26 protein-coding genes and 2 pseudogenes are annotated in these 22,378 nt (G+C 23.4%); 22 read left to right on the forward strand and 6 right to left on the reverse strand.

The window, feature by feature from the left end; genetic code table 4:
* Positions 1-22: 22 nt before the first annotated feature.
* Positions 23-295 carry a hypothetical protein gene (locus ACI2WJ_RS03725; RefSeq protein ID WP_338959512.1) on the forward strand — a complete coding sequence of 91 codons (273 nt, stop codon included), beginning with the start codon at positions 23-25 and terminating at the stop codon, positions 293-295.
* A 193-nt stretch (positions 296-488) separates the two neighbouring features.
* Here ACI2WJ_RS03725 and ACI2WJ_RS03730 read toward each other — a convergent pair whose 3' ends face one another.
* Positions 489-617 (reverse strand): hypothetical protein, encoded by a 129-nt coding sequence (locus tag ACI2WJ_RS03730; protein ID WP_400254869.1) that lies wholly within the window; start codon positions 615-617, stop codon positions 489-491.
* Between the two features lie 521 nt (positions 618-1,138).
* On the opposite strand from ACI2WJ_RS03730, the gene ACI2WJ_RS03735 reads away from it, so the two are divergent.
* From ACI2WJ_RS03735 to ACI2WJ_RS03805, 15 genes and pseudogenes are all read left to right on the forward strand, one after another.
* Complete coding sequence (locus ACI2WJ_RS03735; protein ID WP_400254870.1) at positions 1,139-1,351, forward strand: hypothetical protein; 213 nt, start codon at positions 1,139-1,141, stop codon at positions 1,349-1,351.
* Positions 1,352-1,369: 18 nt separating this feature from the next.
* Entirely contained in the window at positions 1,370-1,492 is a 123-nt protein-coding gene (locus ACI2WJ_RS03740; RefSeq protein WP_400254871.1) for a hypothetical protein, read from the forward strand.
* Entirely contained in the window at positions 1,485-1,799 is a 315-nt protein-coding gene (locus tag ACI2WJ_RS03745) for a hypothetical protein (RefSeq protein ID WP_400254872.1), read from the forward strand. The genes ACI2WJ_RS03740 and ACI2WJ_RS03745 overlap by 8 nt, the downstream gene beginning before the upstream one ends.
* Positions 1,800-1,831: 32 nt before the next feature.
* A protein-coding gene (locus tag ACI2WJ_RS03750) for an IS5 family transposase (RefSeq protein ID WP_400254873.1) occupies positions 1,832-2,621 on the forward strand; the annotation gives its coding sequence in 2 pieces (ribosomal slippage) (positions 1,832-2,092 and positions 2,094-2,621; 789 coding nt in all).
* A 14-nt stretch (positions 2,622-2,635) separates the two neighbouring features.
* On the forward strand, positions 2,636-3,382 hold the full coding sequence (locus ACI2WJ_RS03755; protein ID WP_400254874.1) for a hypothetical protein: 747 nt from the start codon (positions 2,636-2,638) through the stop codon (positions 3,380-3,382).
* 99 nt (positions 3,383-3,481) lie between these two features.
* A complete protein-coding gene (locus ACI2WJ_RS03760) occupies positions 3,482-3,766 on the forward strand; it encodes a hypothetical protein (RefSeq protein WP_400254594.1) in 285 nt (94 codons plus the stop codon).
* Positions 3,735-4,463, forward strand: a complete 729-nt coding sequence (locus ACI2WJ_RS03765; RefSeq protein WP_400254875.1) for a hypothetical protein — start codon at positions 3,735-3,737, stop codon at positions 4,461-4,463. The genes ACI2WJ_RS03760 and ACI2WJ_RS03765 overlap by 32 nt, the downstream gene beginning before the upstream one ends.
* Positions 4,463-5,374, forward strand: a complete 912-nt coding sequence (locus ACI2WJ_RS03770; protein ID WP_400254876.1) for a hypothetical protein — start codon at positions 4,463-4,465, stop codon at positions 5,372-5,374. The genes ACI2WJ_RS03765 and ACI2WJ_RS03770 overlap by 1 nt, the downstream gene beginning before the upstream one ends.
* Positions 5,375-5,893, forward strand: a complete 519-nt coding sequence (locus ACI2WJ_RS03775; RefSeq protein WP_400254877.1) for a hypothetical protein — start codon at positions 5,375-5,377, stop codon at positions 5,891-5,893.
* 3 nt (positions 5,894-5,896) lie between these two features.
* Positions 5,897-6,238, forward strand: coding sequence for a hypothetical protein (locus tag ACI2WJ_RS03780; RefSeq protein WP_400254878.1), 342 nt, complete (start codon positions 5,897-5,899; stop codon positions 6,236-6,238).
* A 43-nt stretch (positions 6,239-6,281) separates the two neighbouring features.
* Positions 6,282-7,730 (forward strand): hypothetical protein, encoded by a 1,449-nt coding sequence (locus tag ACI2WJ_RS03785; RefSeq protein WP_400254879.1) that lies wholly within the window; start codon positions 6,282-6,284, stop codon positions 7,728-7,730.
* On the forward strand, positions 7,649-8,386 hold the full coding sequence (locus ACI2WJ_RS03790; RefSeq protein WP_400254880.1) for a hypothetical protein: 738 nt from the start codon (positions 7,649-7,651) through the stop codon (positions 8,384-8,386). The genes ACI2WJ_RS03785 and ACI2WJ_RS03790 overlap by 82 nt, the downstream gene beginning before the upstream one ends.
* 4 nt (positions 8,387-8,390) lie before the next feature.
* Positions 8,391-9,914, forward strand: coding sequence for a hypothetical protein (locus ACI2WJ_RS03795; RefSeq protein WP_400254881.1), 1,524 nt, complete (start codon positions 8,391-8,393; stop codon positions 9,912-9,914).
* Between the two features lies 1 nt (position 9,915).
* A complete protein-coding gene (locus ACI2WJ_RS03800) occupies positions 9,916-10,707 on the forward strand; it encodes a hypothetical protein (RefSeq protein ID WP_400254882.1) in 792 nt (263 codons plus the stop codon).
* 114 nt (positions 10,708-10,821) lie between these two features.
* Positions 10,822-12,064, forward strand: a pseudogene (locus ACI2WJ_RS03805) (IS256 family transposase).
* A gap of 43 nt (positions 12,065-12,107) precedes the next feature.
* Here ACI2WJ_RS03805 and ACI2WJ_RS03810 read toward each other — a convergent pair.
* The 4 genes and pseudogenes from ACI2WJ_RS03810 to ACI2WJ_RS03825 all read right to left on the reverse strand — a co-directional run.
* Positions 12,108-12,395, reverse strand: a pseudogene (locus ACI2WJ_RS03810) (transposase); the annotation flags it as partial.
* 144 nt (positions 12,396-12,539) lie between these two features.
* Complete coding sequence (locus ACI2WJ_RS03815) at positions 12,540-12,695, reverse strand: hypothetical protein (protein WP_174479916.1); 156 nt, start codon at positions 12,693-12,695, stop codon at positions 12,540-12,542.
* Positions 12,696-12,852: 157 nt separating this feature from the next.
* Positions 12,853-15,024, reverse strand: coding sequence for a hypothetical protein (locus ACI2WJ_RS03820; RefSeq protein WP_400254884.1), 2,172 nt, complete (start codon positions 15,022-15,024; stop codon positions 12,853-12,855).
* 166 nt (positions 15,025-15,190) lie between these two features.
* A complete protein-coding gene (locus ACI2WJ_RS03825; RefSeq protein WP_400254885.1) occupies positions 15,191-16,051 on the reverse strand; it encodes a hypothetical protein in 861 nt (286 codons plus the stop codon).
* 131 nt (positions 16,052-16,182) lie between these two features.
* On the opposite strand from ACI2WJ_RS03825, the gene acpS reads away from it, so the two are divergent.
* From acpS to ACI2WJ_RS03840, 3 genes are all read left to right on the forward strand, one after another.
* Positions 16,183-16,503, forward strand: coding sequence for a holo-ACP synthase (gene acpS, locus ACI2WJ_RS03830; protein WP_174479919.1), 321 nt, complete (start codon positions 16,183-16,185; stop codon positions 16,501-16,503).
* Between the two features lie 34 nt (positions 16,504-16,537).
* Complete coding sequence (locus ACI2WJ_RS03835) at positions 16,538-17,839, forward strand: thymidine phosphorylase (RefSeq protein ID WP_400254886.1); 1,302 nt, start codon at positions 16,538-16,540, stop codon at positions 17,837-17,839.
* Positions 17,840-17,914: 75 nt separating this feature from the next.
* The gene (locus ACI2WJ_RS03840; protein WP_400254887.1) at positions 17,915-19,237 is read left to right on the forward strand and encodes a hypothetical protein; all 1,323 of its coding nucleotides are present in this window, start codon (positions 17,915-17,917) and stop codon (positions 19,235-19,237) included.
* A 47-nt stretch (positions 19,238-19,284) separates the two neighbouring features.
* Here ACI2WJ_RS03840 and ACI2WJ_RS03845 read toward each other — a convergent pair.
* A protein-coding gene (locus tag ACI2WJ_RS03845; RefSeq protein ID WP_400254701.1) for an IS5 family transposase occupies positions 19,285-20,074 on the reverse strand; the annotation gives its coding sequence in 2 pieces (ribosomal slippage) (positions 19,285-19,812 and positions 19,814-20,074; 789 coding nt in all).
* A 207-nt stretch (positions 20,075-20,281) separates the two neighbouring features.
* Here ACI2WJ_RS03845 and ACI2WJ_RS03850 point away from each other — a divergent pair.
* From ACI2WJ_RS03850 to ACI2WJ_RS03860, 3 genes are read left to right on the forward strand one after another with little or no spacing between them, the layout of a single operon-like run.
* A complete protein-coding gene (locus ACI2WJ_RS03850; RefSeq protein ID WP_400254888.1) occupies positions 20,282-21,034 on the forward strand; it encodes a segregation/condensation protein A in 753 nt (250 codons plus the stop codon).
* The gene (gene scpB / locus ACI2WJ_RS03855; protein WP_400254889.1) at positions 21,027-21,608 is read left to right on the forward strand and encodes an SMC-Scp complex subunit ScpB; all 582 of its coding nucleotides are present in this window, start codon (positions 21,027-21,029) and stop codon (positions 21,606-21,608) included. Before ACI2WJ_RS03850 ends, scpB begins: the two co-directional genes overlap by 8 nt.
* Positions 21,601-22,338 (forward strand): pseudouridine synthase, encoded by a 738-nt coding sequence (locus ACI2WJ_RS03860; RefSeq protein WP_338959663.1) that lies wholly within the window; start codon positions 21,601-21,603, stop codon positions 22,336-22,338. Before scpB ends, ACI2WJ_RS03860 begins: the two co-directional genes overlap by 8 nt.
* Positions 22,339-22,378: the final 40 nt, after the last annotated feature.

Below are 22,378 nucleotides of genomic sequence, written 5' to 3' on the forward strand. Positions count from 1 at the left end.
TTTTTTGAAAGGGGAAATTTAAATGGCTAGACAAAATGAAGAAAAAAGAGCAGAGCTTGATCAAAAGATATCTATTTTACAGGAAATGATACGTATTATAGAAGAAAAAAATAATGTTGAACCAAACCCTGATGAAAAGTTGATTAGAATTAATCAACTGATAATTGATGATTATAAGAACAAACTTTCTCTATTAGTAAAAGAAAGAGAAAATAATGATTGAGAAACAATTAATTTAGAAGATATTGATAAACCATCTACAAGTCAAAATAAATGAAGTTTATCAAAAATATAAAAAAAGTTACCTTTCTCTATAACCCTACTAGGTAAGTATTTTGATTATACTTTATCATTGTTGATTTGTATAGCAATTTTAGTGTTTTTTTAAAATTTCAATATTTTTTTATATTTAAAAGAGTCAGATTTTAAATCTGACTCTTTTAAGGAATTATCTGTTTATCTATTTGTTTTTAGGATTTTCTTCAGCATTAATTAGCTCATAATGCTGCTGCTTTTCCAAAAGCCTCAGTATGTTTTAATTCTGGGTGTTCTGCTTTAACTTTTGGCAATGTAGTTTTCATAAAAATATTAAAAACAGTAGGTTTTTTTGCTGCCATATTTTCCTTCTCCTTTCACTTTTCTTATATTATTATTATTATATATTTTAATTATTAGTGTATTAATAAACTATAAGAGTATATTTTTAAAAATATTAAGTTTTTATTTTTTAAAAACATAATTATTAATAATATATCCAACTCCATGTTCATCAGGGCGCATTAATTTAATAGATAGATTTAGAAATAACAAAGAACGATATAACTATCGTTCTTTTTTTGTTAAAAGATTAAAACTTAATAAAACTGTCGTAGAAGTCTAATAGTGAGTACGAAATGTAAATACTTCTATATCAGAATAAAAGAGCATTTAATGTTAAGCAAGTTAAAATGTTACACTGTATCGCTTAATGTAATTATAGATTAATTTGAATAGCCTTATTATGGCTCAGTAAAGAACCCATTAATCTATATTAATAATTACATTTGTATTATTTTAAAAAATAGGGGGTTTATATATAAATACATACCTCATTAACAATATCATAACACAATATAAAAAATAAAGGAGAAAAATAAATATGACATACGTTTATTTAGTAAAATACAAAGTTAATTATACATTTGAAACAAAATATAAAGTTTTTTATACATTTAAGGAAGCAAATAATTTTTATAAAAATTATAAACATCATTTATTAGAAGATGCATATATTATACATTATGAAATATTAGCATTTGAATTAGATATGCAATATCCAAATCAAGAAAAACTTAAAGAAAAACTTAATTAATGAAAGGTAAAAATATTTATGGAATATAGAGAATATAGAATGAATGGTTCTTGTGATAAATGTAGAAAACAATCTTCTTTTGGTAATAGATTATGTAATAAATGTTTTTGAATATTAATAGGTAGAAATAAATATGAGTAAATTAATTTTTAAAAAAGAAACTCATCAATATTTTTTAGAAGAAAAAGAATTAATATCAGTTTCTAGAATTATTGATAATTATTTAGGTTTTGGTTATAGTCATATAGCACCAGAAGTATTAAAAAATGCTTCAAATCGTGGTAAATGAGTTCATAAACTTAATGAATTATATTTACAAAATATTAATCAAGAAAATATTATTAATAATTTATTAAAAAAATTAAAACCAGTAACTAATAATATAAATTATTCTTATTGTAAAAAATCACTTAGAACCTGTTTAAAATCTTTTAGAGAAATAGGGTAAAATGATTATATATTTTAAGATAAGAGGTATATATGCGTAAAAATTATCCTAGTAATGTTAGCAAAGAGCAATTTGAAAATATAAAATCAATTTTAGAAAATACTAAAAAGAGAACTAAACCAAGAAGCTTAGATTTATATGAAGTATTTTGTGCAGTTTTATATGTATTAAAAAGTGGTTGTCAATGAAGAATGTTACCAAAAGATTTTCCAAAATGACAAATTGTATATTATTATTTTCAAGTTTGAAGTAAAAATAATGGTAAAGAACCTAGTGTATTACAATTAGTTTTAAAAAAAATTAGTCATGGCATTTTGTATCAATAATGGTAGAAAAGAACAAACTAGTTTTTGTATAATTGTTTCACAAAGTGTTAAAAATACAGATACTACTAAAAACAAAGGTTATGATGCTGGTAAAAAGATTTCAGGAATAAAGCGTCATATTGCTGTTGATTCTCAAGGTTTACCACATGCAATTTACATAACCACAGCAGAAAAAACAGATCGTAACAGTGCTATAATAATGATTGAAAATGAAAAAGAGAATCTTTCTGCAGTTCAAAAAATACTAGTAGATGCTGGTTATACTGGTGAAAAATTTGCTTCTAAAATTAAAACAATTATAAATGCAAATGTTGAAGTTATAAAACGTAATGAATTACATTCTTTTGTAGTATTACCAAAAAGATGAGTTGTAGAACGAAGTTTTGCATGATTAGAAAAATGCAGAAGATTATGAAAAAATTGTGAAAAAAAATTAAATACTAGCTTACAAATGGTTGTTCTTACCTTTATTTCAATTTTATTGAAAAGATTTTAAACAGGTTCTTAGAAATGACAGAAGATACAGCAAAATCAGCATTTTATCAAATTGGTGATAAAATGAATGAATTATTAGGAAATATAACTGAAACTGAAATTGGTACAAATGTAAGTGATTTTATTGGTGCATTAGGATTTACTCCAATGTTACAATTAACAAAAGCATATTTAAGATTAAATTATGGTCAAATTGCAGCAGATACTGTAGCAAGTGGTCAATTATATAAACAATCAGTATTTGGTATGTTTTTATATAAACATATGTTTTTAAATAAAGATATGGTTAAAGATACTAAAACTGGTTTACATTTAGAAAAAACATTTGATTTAAAAAAAGTATTAGGAGTTTTTGTACATAGAAATGCATTTGCACAACCTAATAGTTTTCAAAAAATTGTTAATTTAATTGATAATGATACATTAAATCAAAAAACATTAGGTAAAGCACTTTATGGTATAACAACAGCAATTCGTGGTTGATTATCATTTATTATTATGGAAAAAATGCCAACAGCTGATGAAATTAAAGAAGCACAAAAACGTTGTTGAACTAATTGAATTAAATTAACTCCAGCAGAAAGAGAAAAATCACCAGTAACATTTAAAATTGCTGATTTTGATGATTTTAGAATTAGTTTAAATGATTTAATTTATTTTAAAAATTTAGGAAAAATTAAAATGGCTGGTGATAAACCAACTAATGATGAATTAGAAACTGCAATAATAAATGCTGGTAATAATGGTTATGAAAAAAGGTAAAGCAACATTTAGTAATATTACATCAAAAAGTGCTACTATGACTGGTAATGATAAAGATTATATTGAAGAAATAGAATTAAAATTTTCTAAAAAATAATTATGGAATATATTTATAAATATTTTGATGAAAAAGCACATATTACTATTTATTCACCAAAGCCAGAAGATTTAACTACAAGTAATGATATTAGAGCAATTTTATTAGATGAATATCCTAAATTAAGAAATGATTATTTTATAGTAAGTGATGTACATGATAGTTATGCAATATGTGTTGGAGATAATATACATTGTGAAGGTAAAGTAATAATTAAAATAGAAAAACAAACTAATGTAGAAGGAGTAAATGAAAATGCCAAATGACACCATTATACAATCAAATAATTATACTTTATTAAAGATAATTCGTTCTTCAATAAGTCCTTTAATGGCAATGATTGGTACAAGTGCTTATTATGGTCAAGTAATAGGTAATCCAGTACTAGGTTCAATTAATAGTTTATTATTTGGTAAAAAATTAGGTTTAAATATTTGAAATTTAAATCAAAGACCAAATACTAAAACTAAATTAATTAATAGTTCTAAAAAAATATTATTAGGATTAGGAACAATTGGATTATCAAATTATGCTAAATTTACTACTAATTCAATTAATCCAAATCCTAATCCATTTCCAGATGATTTATTATTAATGAAAAATAATAATAATTTAATGGATTGAGATACATTTATTAGTTTAAATTCATATGGTATATCAAATCTTATTAGTGGATTAACTGAGTTAATACCTAATAAATTTGAAACAATAAGAAAGATTTGTAATATGGCAACTGGTGGATGTTTGATTAGTAGTGGTGTTGCTATGGGTATAAATAATGATTTTAATAATGCTTATGCAATACCTACCATAATTGCTGGTGCAAGTGAAATTATCCATAATTTACTACCTATGGAAACTACAAATCATATTGAAGAAATGCAAGAAACACTATTTAATAATGAAACTGCAAATCTTATTAATGATAGTGTAACTAATAGTGAATCAAATTTAAGATGAGATTATAGTCATATGAGTTTATAATGTTACCTTTAATTATTGAATGAATATATTATGCATTAGCAAGTAATGATATTAAATTAGCATTAATAAATGCTTTAAAAAATTATTATAAAAATCAATCATTAAAAGCAGTATTTGATAGTGAAAATATTAGTGAAAAAGAAATACATCAACCATATAGTGTTTTTAATCCAAATATACTTAAAAAATTAACAAGTATATTAAAACCAAGTGAATTATCTATATTACAAAATGAAATTAATAAATTTAAAAATCCAATAAATAGTTTTAAAAATTCTATTATGCCAACAGAAATTAGAACAGTTAAAAATTATGTAAATAAATTTGATAATTTATTTAAAGAAAATGAAGAAGAAATACCAGAAAATGCATGAGAAGTATTATCAAGTTCATGATTTAAAAAAGGAAGATTTATTGTTAATAATAAAAATTTAAAAATTGGAACTTTAACAACATTATTTCAAAGTGATAATGATAAAAGAAAAATATGATATGGTCCATATACTTATCCAACATTTCCACAAGAAATATGAATATTAATGACACAAGCTAAAGGTAAAAATGGTTCTGGTGTTGGAACAATATTTTGAAAATTTTGAAATAGAAAATGATTACCAAGTCAACTAAGAAAATATGTTAAAAGTGAATTAGCAAAAAAAGGTAAATATTATGGTTCACAAGATACTAGTGTAATTTATCCTAATAATATTAATGTACAAAAAACTATGCATTTTATTAATAGATTAGAAAAAGGTTTTTTTAAATTAAAAGAATATAAAACTTTATCTAAAAATGAAATTGGAAGTACACAATGAAGATATGAAAGAAAACAATTATTAAAAAATTCTTTACATACAAATAAATATATAAAAATTAAAAGAAATTCTAATTTTTATAAAACATGAAAGTAGGTGGTAATTATTATTGAATTAGATAAACCAATTAAACCAATTGGTATATGAAATACTATTAATCCATTAAGTAAAGATAATAAAGAATATAAAAAATTAAATAAGATTTGACTTAATAAAAATAGTACTCATATAGATAAAATAAAAATTTTAATATCAAATATTTTAAAAATAACTAGTCATATTATTGGTATGTTAATAACATTATTTTTTACAATAACACCTTGATTAATACCTAAAATACCAATAGAAATGGGAATAGGTAATTATACTAATCAATATAATTTTACTTGACCTGACCATTTAATATTAACTTTATTTCCTATGTTTGGTCATATTGGATTAAATTTAATAACTAAATTAGGTAATTATGGAAAATTAATTAAATATGCATTGATAACAATACCAATTATTATTACAAGTCCTTATTTAATATATCAATATAAAGAAATTAGAAAACATAAAAAAGAATGTCATTTATGTAAACAACATTCAAATAAAATACAATTGGAGGAATAAAAAATGAATTTATCTACAACAGTAATATCAGCAGTATTAAATGGAGCAGTTGCTAGTGGAGTAATTGTTACTATTGTTTTATTATTTTTATCAAAATTTATTAAAAAATCAAAACAATCAAATTTAGCAAAAGAATTAAAAAATAATAAAGAATTAGAATTTATTAAAGCAAATATTAAACAAATAAATTCTCAATTACAATTAGAAACTACATCAACTGCTAAATTACTTGATAGTTTTAATGTAGAACAAGAACAAATAGATAATTTTGTAATAGCACAAAAATCTAAAAAGAAAGAATTATCTGAAAAAGATAAGAAAAAAGTAACTAAATTTAAAATTTAAAGGGTTTAAATACCCTTTATTTTACATTAAGGAGTAAATTATTATGGCTATTAAAGACCCATTAATGTTTATTACAATTGAAGAATTTAAAAATTGAAAAGGTTTTAATAAATCATTATTTGATGAAGTTACAACACCAGATAGTGAAATTAGATATGCAATTGAAATTGCAAGTAGTAATATTGATTATTTAAGTGGTTTTACTATTTCAAAAAAATGACCAGAAATAAATCCAACAAAATTTACAGATAATATTCAAACTGCAACTACTCATTATGTTAATTTTTTATTAAGTAAAGGTGTTGAATATGCACGTGGTCAAGCAAGTATTGGTCAAGGTGGTATTACTTATTCACAAAATAATCCAGAAGACCCTTATTATATTGTTCCACAAGTATTTAATTATTTAAAAGAAATAAATGAATATCCAACTATGAAAGGTTTTAATCTTGATGTTTCACCTAAACAAAATTGATTTAAAAAATTTATGGGTACTGGTGGTGAACAAAATCCATGAGAAATTTATTTACAATCTAATAATATTAAAAGTAGTGATAATAGAACTAAAATTACTATTAGTCATCCAAAAAATATTATGGGTTCAGTAGTTGATATTGATACAAATGGTATAAAATCATTTGATAATTTAACAACAATTGAATTATTTACTAAATATTTTAGTAATGATACTATGAAATTAGTTGATGGTAAAGAAGGTCAAGAAAAGAAAGTTATTAGTGCTACTGGTGGTAGTGGTGAATCATTATGAGAAGTTGATAAAGATAATCCTAATTTTATTAAACCAAAAGATGATAAAGGTATTGATGTTAATGGTAAAAGAATTATTGATGTTGGAACACCTACTTTTTTAAGTGATGCTACAACTAAAGAATATGTTGATAATTTATTAGATAAAAAACAATCACAATTAACAGAAAATAATGCTGGAGATAATATTACTATTACTGGAACTGGTTCAGATATTAAAATTAATTCTAATGGTGGAAGTTCAGTTGATGAAAATAGAATATTTAATAATAAAGATGATAAAGATAGCACTACAAGATTAGTTAATGAAGTTATTAAAACTAATGTTGGTGGTAAAACTTTAATTTATAGAAATAATCCAGTTATAACTGATGATTTAGATATTCCAAATAAGAAATATATAGATGATAAAATACCTAATTTAGATAATTATTATACAAAAAAAGAAATAGATGAATTAAAAAGTGATATTGATACTATAATAAGTTTTAAACAAGAGCAAACAGATAATAGATTAGAAACTACTAATAAAACTGTTGTTGGTGGTATAAATGAAATAAATAAAAAATTAGAAGATTTTAAAATTATTAAATGAAAAGTAATAGGTAATAGAATTAATGATAAGAAATGACATATTAAAAGGTGCAGATACCAACTGCACCTTTTAATCAATATATTTATAGAGTATTTGTTACATGAGAAGTTACAGAAGAAAATCCTTTAAATAAAGGTTATCAACAAGTTATATTTTTTAAATCACCTAAATTAATAGGTACTGGTAATTGAAGAATTGCTTCGGGAAAAATTGGTAATAGTGATAGTACATTAAATATTAATTTTGATAATACAGATTGAAGTTTAACTTTAAATGGTGGTAATGGTGGAGCAATTATTAGTTTAGAAGTATTAGAACAAGCAGATGATAATGTTTATCAAATTAATAGTAAAACATTAAATATTATTTCACCTGAAAAAATTGATATAGAAAAACCTATTAAAATTAATTCATATAGTTTAGAAACTAATGAAATTAGAGAAAATGAATGAGATATTGAATTAAAAAATAATCCAACACCAAATATTTCACAATGAAAAGAAGTAGGAACAAAGAAAAATAACAAAACAATTGAATATAATTTTATTAAAAATAAAAGATATCGTATTTACTATAATTATTCTCCTACTGATGATGAAATAGAAGAATCTTGAATAATTAAAGAATTTATATATATTAATAAAACACAATATTTAAATAGTTTAATAACACAAGATAGTAATTATGTTTGATTAAAACTAAATCAAAATAGTATATTTCTAATTACAGCACCTTATCCTTTCAGTTTAGGGAAACTTTTAAAATTAGAAGAATTACAGGAATAATATTATGAATAAAGAATTTACTTATTTACATGAAATTAGTTATTGATTATTAAATAAAAGTGATTTTACTCATAGTGAATATAATTTAAGTGGAAGTCGTTATTCAAGTAAAACATATAGTATTGCAGAAGAATTAGCAATATTAATTGCTATTTCAATTAAAGTTAATAAATCAATTGCTATATATTGTTTTAGAAAATTAAATAAAGATATTAATGATTTAGTTAAAGAAATTTATAATGCTTTAATAACAATTGGTTTTAATGATTATAAAGATTTTACTTTAAAATATCCAAATAAACAAGCAGATTTTAGATTTAAAGGTTCAAAATCATTTATTAGAGTTATGGGTGTATATAGTAATTCAAATGATAGAATACCTTTAAAAGGTCTTTCTCGTAGTGAAATAAAAGGATTTGATTTAGCAATTGAATGATGTGAAGAAGCAAATGAATTTACTCAAGCAGAATTTCAAGCAATTACATTTGCATTAGGTAATGCTAAAAAAAGAATAAAAATAAAAAGTTGTAATCCAGATAATATTTATCAATATTTTATTGAATATATGAATAATATAGTACCTTTTAATTTAGAAATTATGAAATCTAAAAATGAACAAATTAAATCAGTATTTGATAATAATATATTTAAATTATTTCATTATTCAAATTGAAAAGTAAATGCTCATAATTTGACATTAGATATGATTAATGATTTAGAAGAATTAAAAGTATTAGACCCTATTAAAGCACAAAGTTGATATTATGGTGTACCTAGTGTTTTACAAGGTGCTATATTTGCAAGATATCTTGATAAAGTAAATACTGAATTAGATTTTCAAGTTTCTAAAATAACTGGTGGTTTAGATATAGGTATGGCAACAAGTAGTAGTGGTCATCCAACTGCTGCTTCATTATGATTTATTGGTGAAAATCATAATGGAAGAAGAGCGCATAAAGTAAGTGAATTTTATCATAGTAATGCTAATATTAATGGTCAACCAGCAATGCATTTTAAAAATACTTATGAATTAGCAAATAGTATTATTGATTATTATTTAATTGAAGCACAAAAATATTTTGCTATGTTTAAAGGTTTTACTTGTTATGTTGATTATGGTAATGGTGGTCAAGCATTTATTGATATTTTAAATGTAGAAAAAAATAAAAGAAATATGAATTGATTAAATTTTGAACCAGTAGATAAATCAGTAATGTATTTAAAAGATAGAATTGATTTTACTACTACTGGATTAATTAAAAATATATTAAGTTATGATTGAAATAATTGCCCAGAAACTAAAAGACAATATAGTTTAATTCAATGATTATCTAAATCTAAAATAGAAAATTCAAATAATGAACCTAAAATGTTAGATTTATATGATGATACTTGAGATAGTGATTGTTATGCATTAATGAATGATATGAAATGATTAATTGAACAAATAAATAATGAATTATTAATTAATAAAACTAAATTTGAATTTGGTAAACAATATAGTTTTATTAATAATAAGGAGTGATAATATGAATTATAGTCCAACAGAATATTTTAGTATACATGAAGGTACTTGAGAATTAGATATACCTAGAATTATTGCAAATAAAAGTACAATGTTATGATTAGGTAAAGGTTTATTATTTAAAAGTGAAAATAAAGAATTATTAAATTTTTTAAATAAATTAAAAGATAAAGATAAATGAAATGAAAAATTATATCAATTTGGTATTCAAAATTCATTATTAGGTAAATGTTTTTTAATATGAATGTTAACTAAAAATGGTGAATTAAGTTTAACTTTACCAAGTCCAAGTTTTATGTCACGTGTTGCTAAATTTAATGAACAAGAACAATCAGCAGAATTATTTTTTATGAATGAACAAAGTGATAATGGTAGTTTAACATGAGTAACAATAGAAAATTCAAAAGTAAAAGTTGAAATATTTAATGGTAATAGAGAAATTTTATTAGGTAGTACAAAATCAAAAATTAAACCAGAAAGTCAATTAAAAGAAAAATATGAATTAAAAAATCCATTTGGTTATTTACCAATTGTTGAAATTACAAATTTACCACAAATTCATTTTTATGGTAATAGTACACAAATGAATGCATATCCAGATTGTGGACCAGTATGAAATTTAATATGAGATTTACAACATATTATTAAACAAAAAAGAAAAGAAAGAATATTAAATTTAACTAGATTTTATGGAATTATTGATAATGAAAAATTTAAAGCTTTAAATTTAAGTGATGATTTTCAATCAATTATTAAAGATGCTGGATGGGTTACACTTTATCAGCATGTGATTTAATTAAGTTATTTTGAATCCAAGGTAATGTTTAGTAATCTGTGTAACTTACAAAAATAACTATGTTTAATTAATTCTAGTAAATATAATTAAATGACTAGAAAGAGTGAGTTACAGATGGCTAAAAAAGATAACTTTAATAATAATGATCCAATATCAAAAGCAGTAGATTTATTATTAGAAAATACTGAAAATTTAACAACAGTTTTTAAAGAAGGGGGTTTATATAAAGAATTAACAAAACGTTTAGTTGAAAAAATGTTGAATTCTGAGATGCAAAATTATTTAGGATATGAAAAAAATCAACATAGTAATAGTGACAATGCTCGTAATGGTATAAGTTCAAAAAAATTAATAACTCAACAAGGTAAAATTGAGATTGATGTACCACGAGATCGTAATAGTAATTTTACTCCTGTAATAGTGCCAAAAAGACAGAGAAGATTTGATGGTTTTGATCAACAAGTTCTTTCCTTATATGCAAAAGGTATGACATTATCAGATATTAGAATGCAGTTACAAGAGTTATATCAGGGTGCTGATATTAGTGAAAGTATTATTAGTCACACAAATTACTGATGATGTGATTGATGATGTCAAAGCATGACAAAATAGACCATTAGAAGGCATTTATCCTATTGTTTATTTTGATTGTATAGTAGTTAAAGTACGACAAGATAAACGCATTATTAACAAATCAGTTTATATAGCTTTAGGAGTTGATTTAGAAGGTAAAAAAGATGTTTTAGGTTTATGAATTAGTGAAAATGAAGGTGCTAAATTTTGATTAGCAAATTTAACAGAAATGAAAAATCGTGGCTTAAATGATATTCTTATTGCCTGCAGTGATAATTTAACAGGCATGTCAGAAGCAATACAATCAGTTTATCTTAAAACAGAACATCAATTATGCATAGTTCATCAAATTAGAAATAGTTTGAAATATGTCTCATATAAGCATAGAAAATCTCTAGTTGCAGATTTAAAACCAATTTATACTGCATGTAGTGAAGAACAAGCAATGCAGGCTTTAGAATCCTTTGAAAATAAGTGAAATAAACACTATCCTCAAATTGCTAAATCTTGATATAAAAATTGAGATAATTTAATGGTTTTTATTAGTTATCCTGCAGAAATTAAAAGAGTGATTTATACAACAAATGCTATTGAATCTGTAAATAGTCAATTACGAAAAATTATCAGAAATAAAAAAGTTTTTCCTAATGATATGGCAGTTTTTAAAATATTTTATTTAGCAATTGAAAATATAACAAAAAAATGAACAATGCCCATTCAAAATTGAAATACAGCAATTGCTCATTTTATGATAAAATTTGAAGATAGAATTAATCTAAACTAGTACTTTGTAAAACAAAGATACACAGATTACATAAAAGCCTCTTACTATTACGATCTCGTGGTACATCAATCTCAATTTTACCTTGTTGAGTTATTAATTTTTTTGAACTTATACCATTACGAGCATTGTCACTATTACTATGTTGATTTTTTTCATATCCTAAATAATTTTGCATCTCAGAATTCAACATTTTTTCAACTAAACGTTTTGTTAATTCTTTATATAAACCCCCTTCTTTAAAAACTGTTGTTAAATCTTCAGTATTTTCTAATAATAAATCTACTGCTTTTGATATTGGATCATTATTATTAAAGTTATCTTTTTTAGCCATCTGTAACTCACTCTTTCTAGTCATTTAATTATATTTACTAGAATTAATTAAACATAGTTATTTTTGTAAGTTACACAGATTACTAAACATTACCTTTTTAAAAATCACTTAATTATTAAGTGATTTTTTCTTTAAATATTAATTTTATAAAGTTTTTTTATTTTCATTTTTTTTCTTATTTTCGATTTCTTGTTGTTGTCTTTCTTTTTCAGCTTTTTCGGATTCTTTTTTTAATTTATTAGCTGCAATTTTTTCTTTTATTCTTGCTATTTCTTTTTCTCTTTTATTTTTTTCATCCATAAAAATCCCTTTCTCACTACTTTTTTGGTATATTTATTCTTATACATCTAAAATACCCAAAATCAGTGTACACTTTTTAGAAAAAAAATAAATATAAAATATTAAAAAAGTCACTCTTTTTAAAAGAGTGACTAAAAATTAAATTTAAATAGTGCTTTTAATTGAATGGCATTGGATGGTATATTCCTGTACTTGTTGATGGTTGGTTATTTATATCATTTGCAAATTCATATGGATTGTCAATAGGAAATTTTTCTATTGATGTTTCGTCATCAGTTTCTTTTTCATTTGATGATTTTTCTGATTCTATTTGTTGTGATAAAACTTCTTCAATACCAGAATCTTCAAATTCTTCTTCCTGATATTTTTTAAACAATTCATCAAAAGTTGTGAATTTCCCATTGTTTTCTAATTTTTCTAAATGTTTTTCAAGAAAAACTGCTTCTTTTTTAGTAAATCCACAACAACTAGTTAATATTGCTGTTATTTTTTTTATAGTTATTGGTTGATTAAATACATCTTTATAAAAATCAGAAATAGCAAAAGCAATCATATCAATTGCTGTTACACCAATTGAAAATCCTAATGTTGTTCATCTAACAAATTTTTCATAAAATAATTTTGTGGCTTTTTGAAATCCATATTCAGTAACTAATGCAGCTTCTGTTTTAACAGCATTAACAGTACAAGTGACTGATAAAAATAAAGGGATTGCCATTAATATTTTTTTATATCTAGTTTGTTTTTCAACTCATTTTGAAAGTTTTTCAGGACAAAGATTAGTTGGAATTCCTAAGTTTGTTAAACCCGATTTAAAAATATTATTAATTCGTCTCATAACAAAATAACGACTTATATTTGCTGCTAAAGCACCTGTAGTAAAAATGTCTTTCGTGATTCAATCATGTAAATTAAAATCTTCTTTAGAAGTATTTTCTGATGAACCAGTTAGAATAATATGACTACCTGCCCATGTTAGTGTTTCTAAAGTTAAATTAACTAAAAGATTACGTCCTCAATTAGTTACTAATGCTATTGGTTTATTATTTTGTTGTTCCATAGTTTTAATTGTTTTATTTGCTAAAGATATTACTTGTTTAATTTCAATATCATTATTAGCATTATTATTTTCTGTTTGTGAATTAATAATTAGTTTTTTAATTCGTTCAATTTCTTTTTTAAAATTTGGATGATATTCAAATTCTGTTTCTACACAATTTTCAATTTGATTAAATTTTTGTATTAAATCATTAAGTATGGAAATATTTGAAAAATATTTCATTAATTTTTGATGGTCTTCTTCAAATAAAAGTGTTTCAAATATTTCTTTATATTTTTCAAAGTCACTGGTATTAAATTGATTGATTTCAATGGGATTTGTTTTGTTTTTTTTATTAAAAAAAACATCTCGTGATCAACTTGAAGCTGCTGAAGTGAAAAATGTGCCAAGTGCAGTATCAAGTAATACCATAACATAATTTTGTCAATTTCAAAATATAGCATCAATATAATCTTGGGATGTGTGTTCTTTACCATCAATGGGAAAATTAGAAACTACTCTTTGTAAATTTTTACCAGTAAGTCCAATATAAATTTCTAATAATCCTAAAAATTTATATGCAATATTTCTTATTATTCCTGGTTTTGTTTGATCAATAAAATTTTGTATTATTGTTAAATATTTATATAATTTTAATAAAACATTTAAATCTCTATTATTAGAATTTTCTTTAAATAATTTTAATTGTTCATTAAGTGAGTTGGTATTTGTTATAAATTTATTAAGATTATTAATAGTTTTTATAGTAATACCTTCTAAGAATTGATCTTCGGGTGATAATCTTCTTTCTTTTTTTTGAAAAGTTTTTAAATCTAAATTATCATCAATATATTCATCAACATCATTGTATTCTTTTTTATATATTTCTATTGTATTTCTATTAAAGTTTATTTTTAATAATTCTAAAATCACTATAATTACTGTTCCATTTTTTTCAACAAATGTTAGTTTTTGTCAGTATTGATTGTTATTAATGGTAATAGTGCTTTCTTTAAAAAAAGTTAAACTATCAAAGTTATTTTTAATTTGGGTTTCATATTTTCAATTTCCATTATCATCGAGTTTTTTTTGTGTTGTTCCTCCATAACGACTACTACAATTTATTCAATTATTTTCTTCACTATCTTCTATTTCGATGATTGTACTTGAACTATTAAGACTTTCAGTACTACTTGAATTACTATTATTTATAGAAGATTGTTGCTGGGTAATTCCATAATTAGTATGTTTATTTTTTTCTAATAAAGGTTTTTTTTCTTCTTTTGGCATTTTATTTTCTCCTTTAAGTATAAAAGTCCTATTTTGTTTTTATAAACAAAATAGGACTTAAAAATATATTTAAACATATATCTGATTTGGATTATATCATTTATTTAATAGTTTTTAAATAAAAAATATCTTTTTATATATAGTTAATAAAAATTAAGTTTTTTATTTATTTAAAAAATTCAGTAAATGATTTTTTGCTATGACGTTCAAGAAATTTATTAAATTCAATTGTTTTTTCATTTTTAATTTTTTCTAAAAATATATTAACTTCTTTTCCAGTACCTAATGGAATTGTATTAGTGTCAATACCTTTTATTTTTTTAATTTCTTCTAAAAATAAATAACGACTAATAATAGTACTACAAGCGATAGCTAAATACTTACTTTCTGCATTAGTAACAAATTGAACTTTATCTTTAATAATTTTATTACGATTATCTTTCATATTTTCAATGTATTTGTAATATGTATCTTCATTAATATATTGATCAATAACTATAGTATCATATTGAATTCTATGTTGTAACATACGAACTAATGCTTGATTTTCTCCTCAGGTTTTAATAATATTGGGGCTATAACCCGCATCAATTCATTGATTATATTTACGATTGTTAATGATTACTGACTCAAAAATAATTGTTTTCATAATATCTTGTGCTAATTCAATAAATTTACTTTGTGATAAGTCTTTATAATCGCGAATGTTAAGTAAACGTAATTTTTCTAAATTACCCGAACCAATATAAGAACTAATAATAACAAGTGGACCAAAAAAATTATTAATACCAAATTCAGCATTGCCAATGACTGGTGATTGATTTTCATCAAGTTGATTTCAAATTCTACGATATTCTGCAATAATATCCTCTTTAGTACCTTTAAAAATAACTTTTTCTTGATAAATTTCAATTGTTATATTATGATATTGAAATAATTCATAACTACTATTTTTATTATCAGCTTTATAGTTTTGGTAGTGTTCTTTAATTAATGATTTTTGTTTTTGATTTAAGTAAAATGTCATTAATATACCACCATCTTTTCAAAATTTATTTGATTTATTGAAATTAATATCACACTTTCTTTCATATTAATTATATAATAAAAACAAGGATTTTAGGGTTTTAACCTTTTATTTTATATAAGGAGTTAACAATGCGTAGTGTAGGTATAGATATTATTGAAGTAAATCGAATAGAAAATATTGAAGAATTTGCTAAAAGAATTTTAAGTAAGAAAGAAATTATACTTTTTAATCAATATTCTTTACAACGTCAACAGGAATTTTTGGCAGGAAGATGAGCATTAAAAGAAGCAATTTTTAAGGCATTACCACAAGAAAAGTTAACATTTAAAAATATTGATATTAGTTATAATCAATATAATCAACCAATAACTATCATTAAGAATTATCAATTACTTTTATCTTTATCACATAATGAAACTAATGCAATTGCAATTGCAATTGTTATTTAATAAAAAGAAAGTAAGGTGTTTTATTAAAATGTATATGATTGATTTAATCTCTAAAAAGAAATTAGGACAAAGTTTAAATAAAGAAGAACTAAAATTTTTAACAGAAGGTATTGTCAATGAAACAATACCAGACTATCAAATTAGTGCTTGAGCAATGGCTGTTTATTTTCAGGGAATGACTAATGATGAATTAGTAGAATATACAAAAGCCGTTATTAATAGTGGTGAAACCATGGATTTATCACAAATTACTGGTTTTAGTATTGATAAACATTCAACTGGTGGTGTTGGTGATAAAACTAGTTTAGTATTTGGTCCATTAGCTGCTGCTTGTGGATTAAAGGTTGCAAAAATTTCTGGAAGAGGATTGGGTATTACTGGTGGTACTATTGATAAACTGGAAATAATTCCAAATTTTAAATGTGATTTGGAAATATCAGATTTTATTAAAGTTGTTAATAAAGTTGGTATGAGTATTATTAGTCAAACTAGTAATTTAGTGCCTACTGATAAAAAATTATATGCATTACGTGATGTTTCAGGAACAGTTGATTCATTGCCATTAATTGCTGCTAGTGTTATGTCTAAAAAAATAGCAATGGGTGCTGATTTAATTTTACTAGACATTAAATGTGGAAAAGGTGCCTTTGTTCAGGATATAGTAACTGCAAGAAAGTTAGCAAAATTAATGGTACATATTGGTAAAGCTTTTAATAAAAAAATTTATGCTATTATTAGTGATATGAATAAGCCTTTAGGACAAACAATTGGTAATGCATTAGAATTACAAGAAGTTATTTTAAGTTTAAAAAATAAAGGACCAGAAGATTTAAAAATTCTTGTTAGTAATTTAGTAGCTTTAGCCTTATTGGGAGCTAAAAACGTAAAAACCTTAAAAGAGGGTATTGATAAAGTTAATGCTATGTTTACTAGTGAAAAACCACTACAAATTTTTTATGATTTTGTTAAAAGTCAAGGTGGAGATACTAAATATCTTGATAATATTGATAAATTACCACCAGCTAAATATATTATTAAAGTTAAGGCACAATTATCGGGCTATTTAGATGTTACTAATAATTATGCTTTAGGTGAATTATCAGTAATATTAGGAGCAGGAAGAACTACTAAAACTGATATCATTGATCCAGTGGCAGGAATTTATTTAAAACAAATTCATGGTCAAAAAGTTGAAAAAAATAGTGTAATTATGGAACTCCATACTAATAAAGATCAACATTTTCATCAACAATTTTTAGATTTGGCAATTTCTACATTTCAGATTACTAATAAAAAATACGATATTAAACCAATAATTTTAGAAATAATAATGTAATTTAGTTTAAAATTGTTTATAATGTTACAGTATTTTAAAAAATATTAATTAAATGAAATGATAAGGAGCGTTTTTGTGAAATCTTTATTAAAATTACTGGGCACACTTGCTTTAGCAACAACACCAGTTGTAACAGTTGTTGCTTGTGGTAGTGAAAATAATCAAATGACTCCAAGGGATATTCTTAATTTTGCTGCCTCTTTTGTTACTGATAGTAGTGTGCAAATTAAGGCTGATCTTAATTTATCAGATGATACCAATATAGGAGAAATGAAAGGTAAAATTTTTAGCGAATTAGATACTTCTGTGCAAACAGCTATTGGTAACTTTTTCTCTAGTAAACTTAAAGAAAGTACCAATGAACATCCAACAAATTGATATCACCCTGATGCACATGTCAAAATTATGGACTATGTTCCAAAAAAAGATAATGATAATGATGAAAAAGACAAACCTAAGTTTGTTTTACCAACTGGTAGTGAATTAGTCAATGGTCATTTATGAGTAAAAGCGGAAATCTCTTATTTAAATTTACCATCAGTTACTAAAGATATTAAAATTACAATTAATAATGATACAAGTCATACTAGTGATCAAAAAAAAGCTGATGCAATTAGAGACTTTATTAAAGAAGAAATTACTAAAGGTAATCTAAATATTAATGTTGAAAATTTACCAATAACTGGAGAAATTAAAGGAGCAGAAAAAAAAGAAAAAGAAGAAATTGCTAGAACTCAGTTATCATATATTAAACAAAATTTAAATGTTGCCATTAAAGATAAAGTTCAATATTCTGGTTTAAGTTTAAGTTTTGAATTTTCAGGTGATTTTTCAAATGTTCCTAAATCAACTTTATTTAAAATGACAGATCCAACGGTGACCAATAATGATGATAAATCAATTGTATTTAATGGTAATGTTAGTAATATTACTATTGATTTCTTAGTTGGTAATGATGGTAATTCTACTTTTAATACTGGTGATATTGAAAGTACTACTGCTATTAAGATTAACCAAACTTTTGTTGATGCAACAACACAAATTTCAAAAATATTTTCTGACTGAACAGTTGATACAGTAAAGGAATTACCAAAAGCTTCAGATAAGTATTCAGATTATGACAAAGATGGAAAAATAAAAGAACAAGTTATAACAAATGGTTATTTTGCTAATATTAATAAAATTTATAGTATTCTTGTTCCTAAATGAAATAATGTAATAACTATTACTAATCCTGAAAGTAGATTTAATCTTAATCCTAATGAAAAAAATGGTTATTTTAATTTAAACTTTAAATTAGAATATGATCTAAGTAAAGTCTTTCCAGATATAAAGACAACTTCAAAATTTGAAATATCTGCTGAAAATATTCATATTACGTTACGTGAAGTTAAATAATAATATTTAAAAATATAAGAACCTGTTTAAAATCTTTTAGAACCTGTTTAAAATCTTTTCAATAAAATTGAAATAAAGGCAAGAACAACCATTTGTAAGCTAGTATTTAATTTTTTTTCACAATTTTTTCATAATCTTCTGCATTTTTCTAATCATGCAAAACTTCGTTCTACAACTCATCTTTTTGGTAATATTACAAAAGAATGTAATTCATTACGTTTTATAACTTCAACATTTGCATTTATAATTGTTTTAATTTTAGAAGCAAATTTTTCACCAGTATAACCAGCATCTACTAGTATTTTTTGAACTGCAGAAAGATTCTCTTTTTCATTTTCAATCATTATTATAGCACTGTTACGATCTGTTTTTTCTGCTGTGGTTATGTAAATTGCATGTGGTAAACCTTGAGAATCAACAGCAATATGACGCTTTATTCCTGAAATCTTTTTACCAGCATCATAACCTTTGTTTTTAGTAGTATCTGTATTTTTAACACTTTGTGAATCAATTATACAAAAACTAGTTTGTTCTTTTCTACCATTATTGATACGAAATGCCATGACTAATTTTTTTTAAAACTAATTGTAATACACTAGGTTCTTTACCATTATTTTTACTTCAAACTTGAAAATAATAATATACAATTTGTCATTTTGGAAAATCTTTTGGTAACATTCTTCATTGACAACCACTTTTTAATACATATAAAACTGCACAAAATACTTCATATAAATCTAAGCTTCTTGGTTTAGTTCTCTTTTTAGTATTTTCTAAAATTGATTTTATATTTTCAAATTGCTCTTTGCTAACATTACTAGGATAATTTTTACGCATATATACCTCTTATCTTAAAATATATAATCATTTTACCCTATTTCTCTAAAAGATTTTAAACAGGTTCTAATAACTTTTAAAACTTATTTTAATCATTAAAAAATTAAAAATAAGTTTTTTTTATTTATTAAAGATTAATCAAGTACTATTAAATTAAGTTATAATTAATATTAATAAGTATAAAATGATATTGAGGGAACGAGAATAATGTTACAACCAGTAATTACAATTGAATCTTTTCAAGGACCAATGGATTTGCTTTTGCATTTAATTAAAGAAAAAAATATTGATATTTTAGATTTAAATCTAAATGATGTTACTAACCAATATGTTCATTTTATTAATGAAGAATTAATTAAAAACATTGATTTAGTAAGTGAATATTTACCGATTGCTGCTTATTTATTAGAATTGCAATCAAAACAATTATTACCAAAACAAGAACTAGTAGTAGATAGTGCTTATGAAAATGAAATTAATCGTCAAAAATTAATTGCTCGTTTATTAGAATATAAAAAATTTAAAGAAATAAGTAATTATTTTAAAGAACAGGCTGTATATAGAACCCAATTATTAACAAAAGCACCTAGTGATTTAAAAACATATTTAGTTGATGAAATTACACCAATTTTGGTAAAAAATAATGTTAATAAACTAACACAAGCAATGTTAAACTTATTTAATAGACTACAAAATGAAAATAAATTACCAGTTAATTTAGCATTAAACTTAATTTCAGCTGAAGATCGAGCTAAAGAAATTAAACAGTTACTGAAAAAAAATCCCAAGCAACATTTTACTTTAGAACAATTATTTTTTACTAAAACATTAACTTTACATTATTTTATTATTACTTTTATTGCAATTTTAGATCTTGCAAATCATCAAATGTTACATATTATACAAACTAATACTTTTACTGAAATTACAGTAATTTATCGAGGTGAGAAAAATGAATAATAGCAATTGAAAAACAAACGAAAGATTAGCAGTTTTACAAGGTTTATTATTTATTGCTGGCAATGAAGGTCTTGATTTATTAACACTTGCTGAATATTTAGAATTAACAAAAAAACCAAAAACTGTTGAAAATTTAATTGCATCTTTACAAATGAAATTAAATGATGATGATACCAGTGGTTTAAGTTTAATTAAAGTTGGTAATATTTATAAATTAACAACAAAACCTATTCATTATAATCGCTATCAAGTATTAAAACAACAACCTTTAATACGTTTATCACAAGCAGCTTTAGAAACACTAGCTATTATTGCTTATAATCATCCAGTTACTAAAGCACAAATTGAAGATATTCGTGGTGTAAATTGTGATTCTATTATTTTTAAACTAAAAAGTTTAAATTTAATTACCGAGATTGGTCGTAGTGAATTACCGGGAAAACCAATTTTATATGATTTAACTGATGAATTTATGGATCATTTTAATATCGAATCTTTAACTCAATTGCCAACTTTGCCTCAATTTAATAACCAAAATGATGAACAAGAAATCTACAACTTTACTAATGAATAATGATTTAGAACGCTTGCAAAAAGTTATTGCTAATTCTGGAGTATGTTCACGACGAAAAGCAGAATTACTAATTATTAATGGGCAAGTAACAGTTAATGGGCAAATTATTACAACGTTAGGTTTTAAAGTTACAAGTAGTGATGTTATTAAAGTTAATAATCAAATTATTAAGCAATCTAATCATATTTATTTAGCATTTTATAAACCACCTAATTGTTTAACAACAGTAAGTGATCCTAAAAATCGACCAACGGTAATGAATTATTTTACTAATATTAATAGTAGAATTTACCCAGTCGGTCGTTTAGATTTTGATACTTCAGGTTTGTTGTTAATGACTAATGATGGTGAATTTACTAATGCTATTATTCATCCTCGTTATAAAATAGATAAGGTATATGAAGTATTGGCAAGTGGTATTTTGTCATCAAATGCTATTAAAAAACTACAAGACGGTATTATTTTATCAACTTCATTTACAACTTCTCCTGCTATTGTTAAAATAATTTATAAAAATATAAAAAAAGAAAATACTTTACTACATCTCACTATTCATGAAGGACAAAATCAACAAGTTAAACGTATGATTAAAGCAGTAGGAAGTAGAGTAATTACTTTAAAGCGTTTACAAGTTGCTAATATTACTTTAAAAGATTTAGCAATGGGTGAATATCGTTATTTGACAGAAGAAGAAGTAACAACATTGATGAAATTGAGTCAAAAGAGTTAAAATAAAAGAAGAGGCTTTTATGTAATCTGTGTATCTTTGT

The sequence above is a fragment of the Spiroplasma endosymbiont of Cleonymus obscurus genome (assembly GCF_964273375.1).
GTDB lineage: Bacteria > Bacillota_I > Bacilli_A > Mycoplasmatales > VBWQ01 > Spiroplasma_E.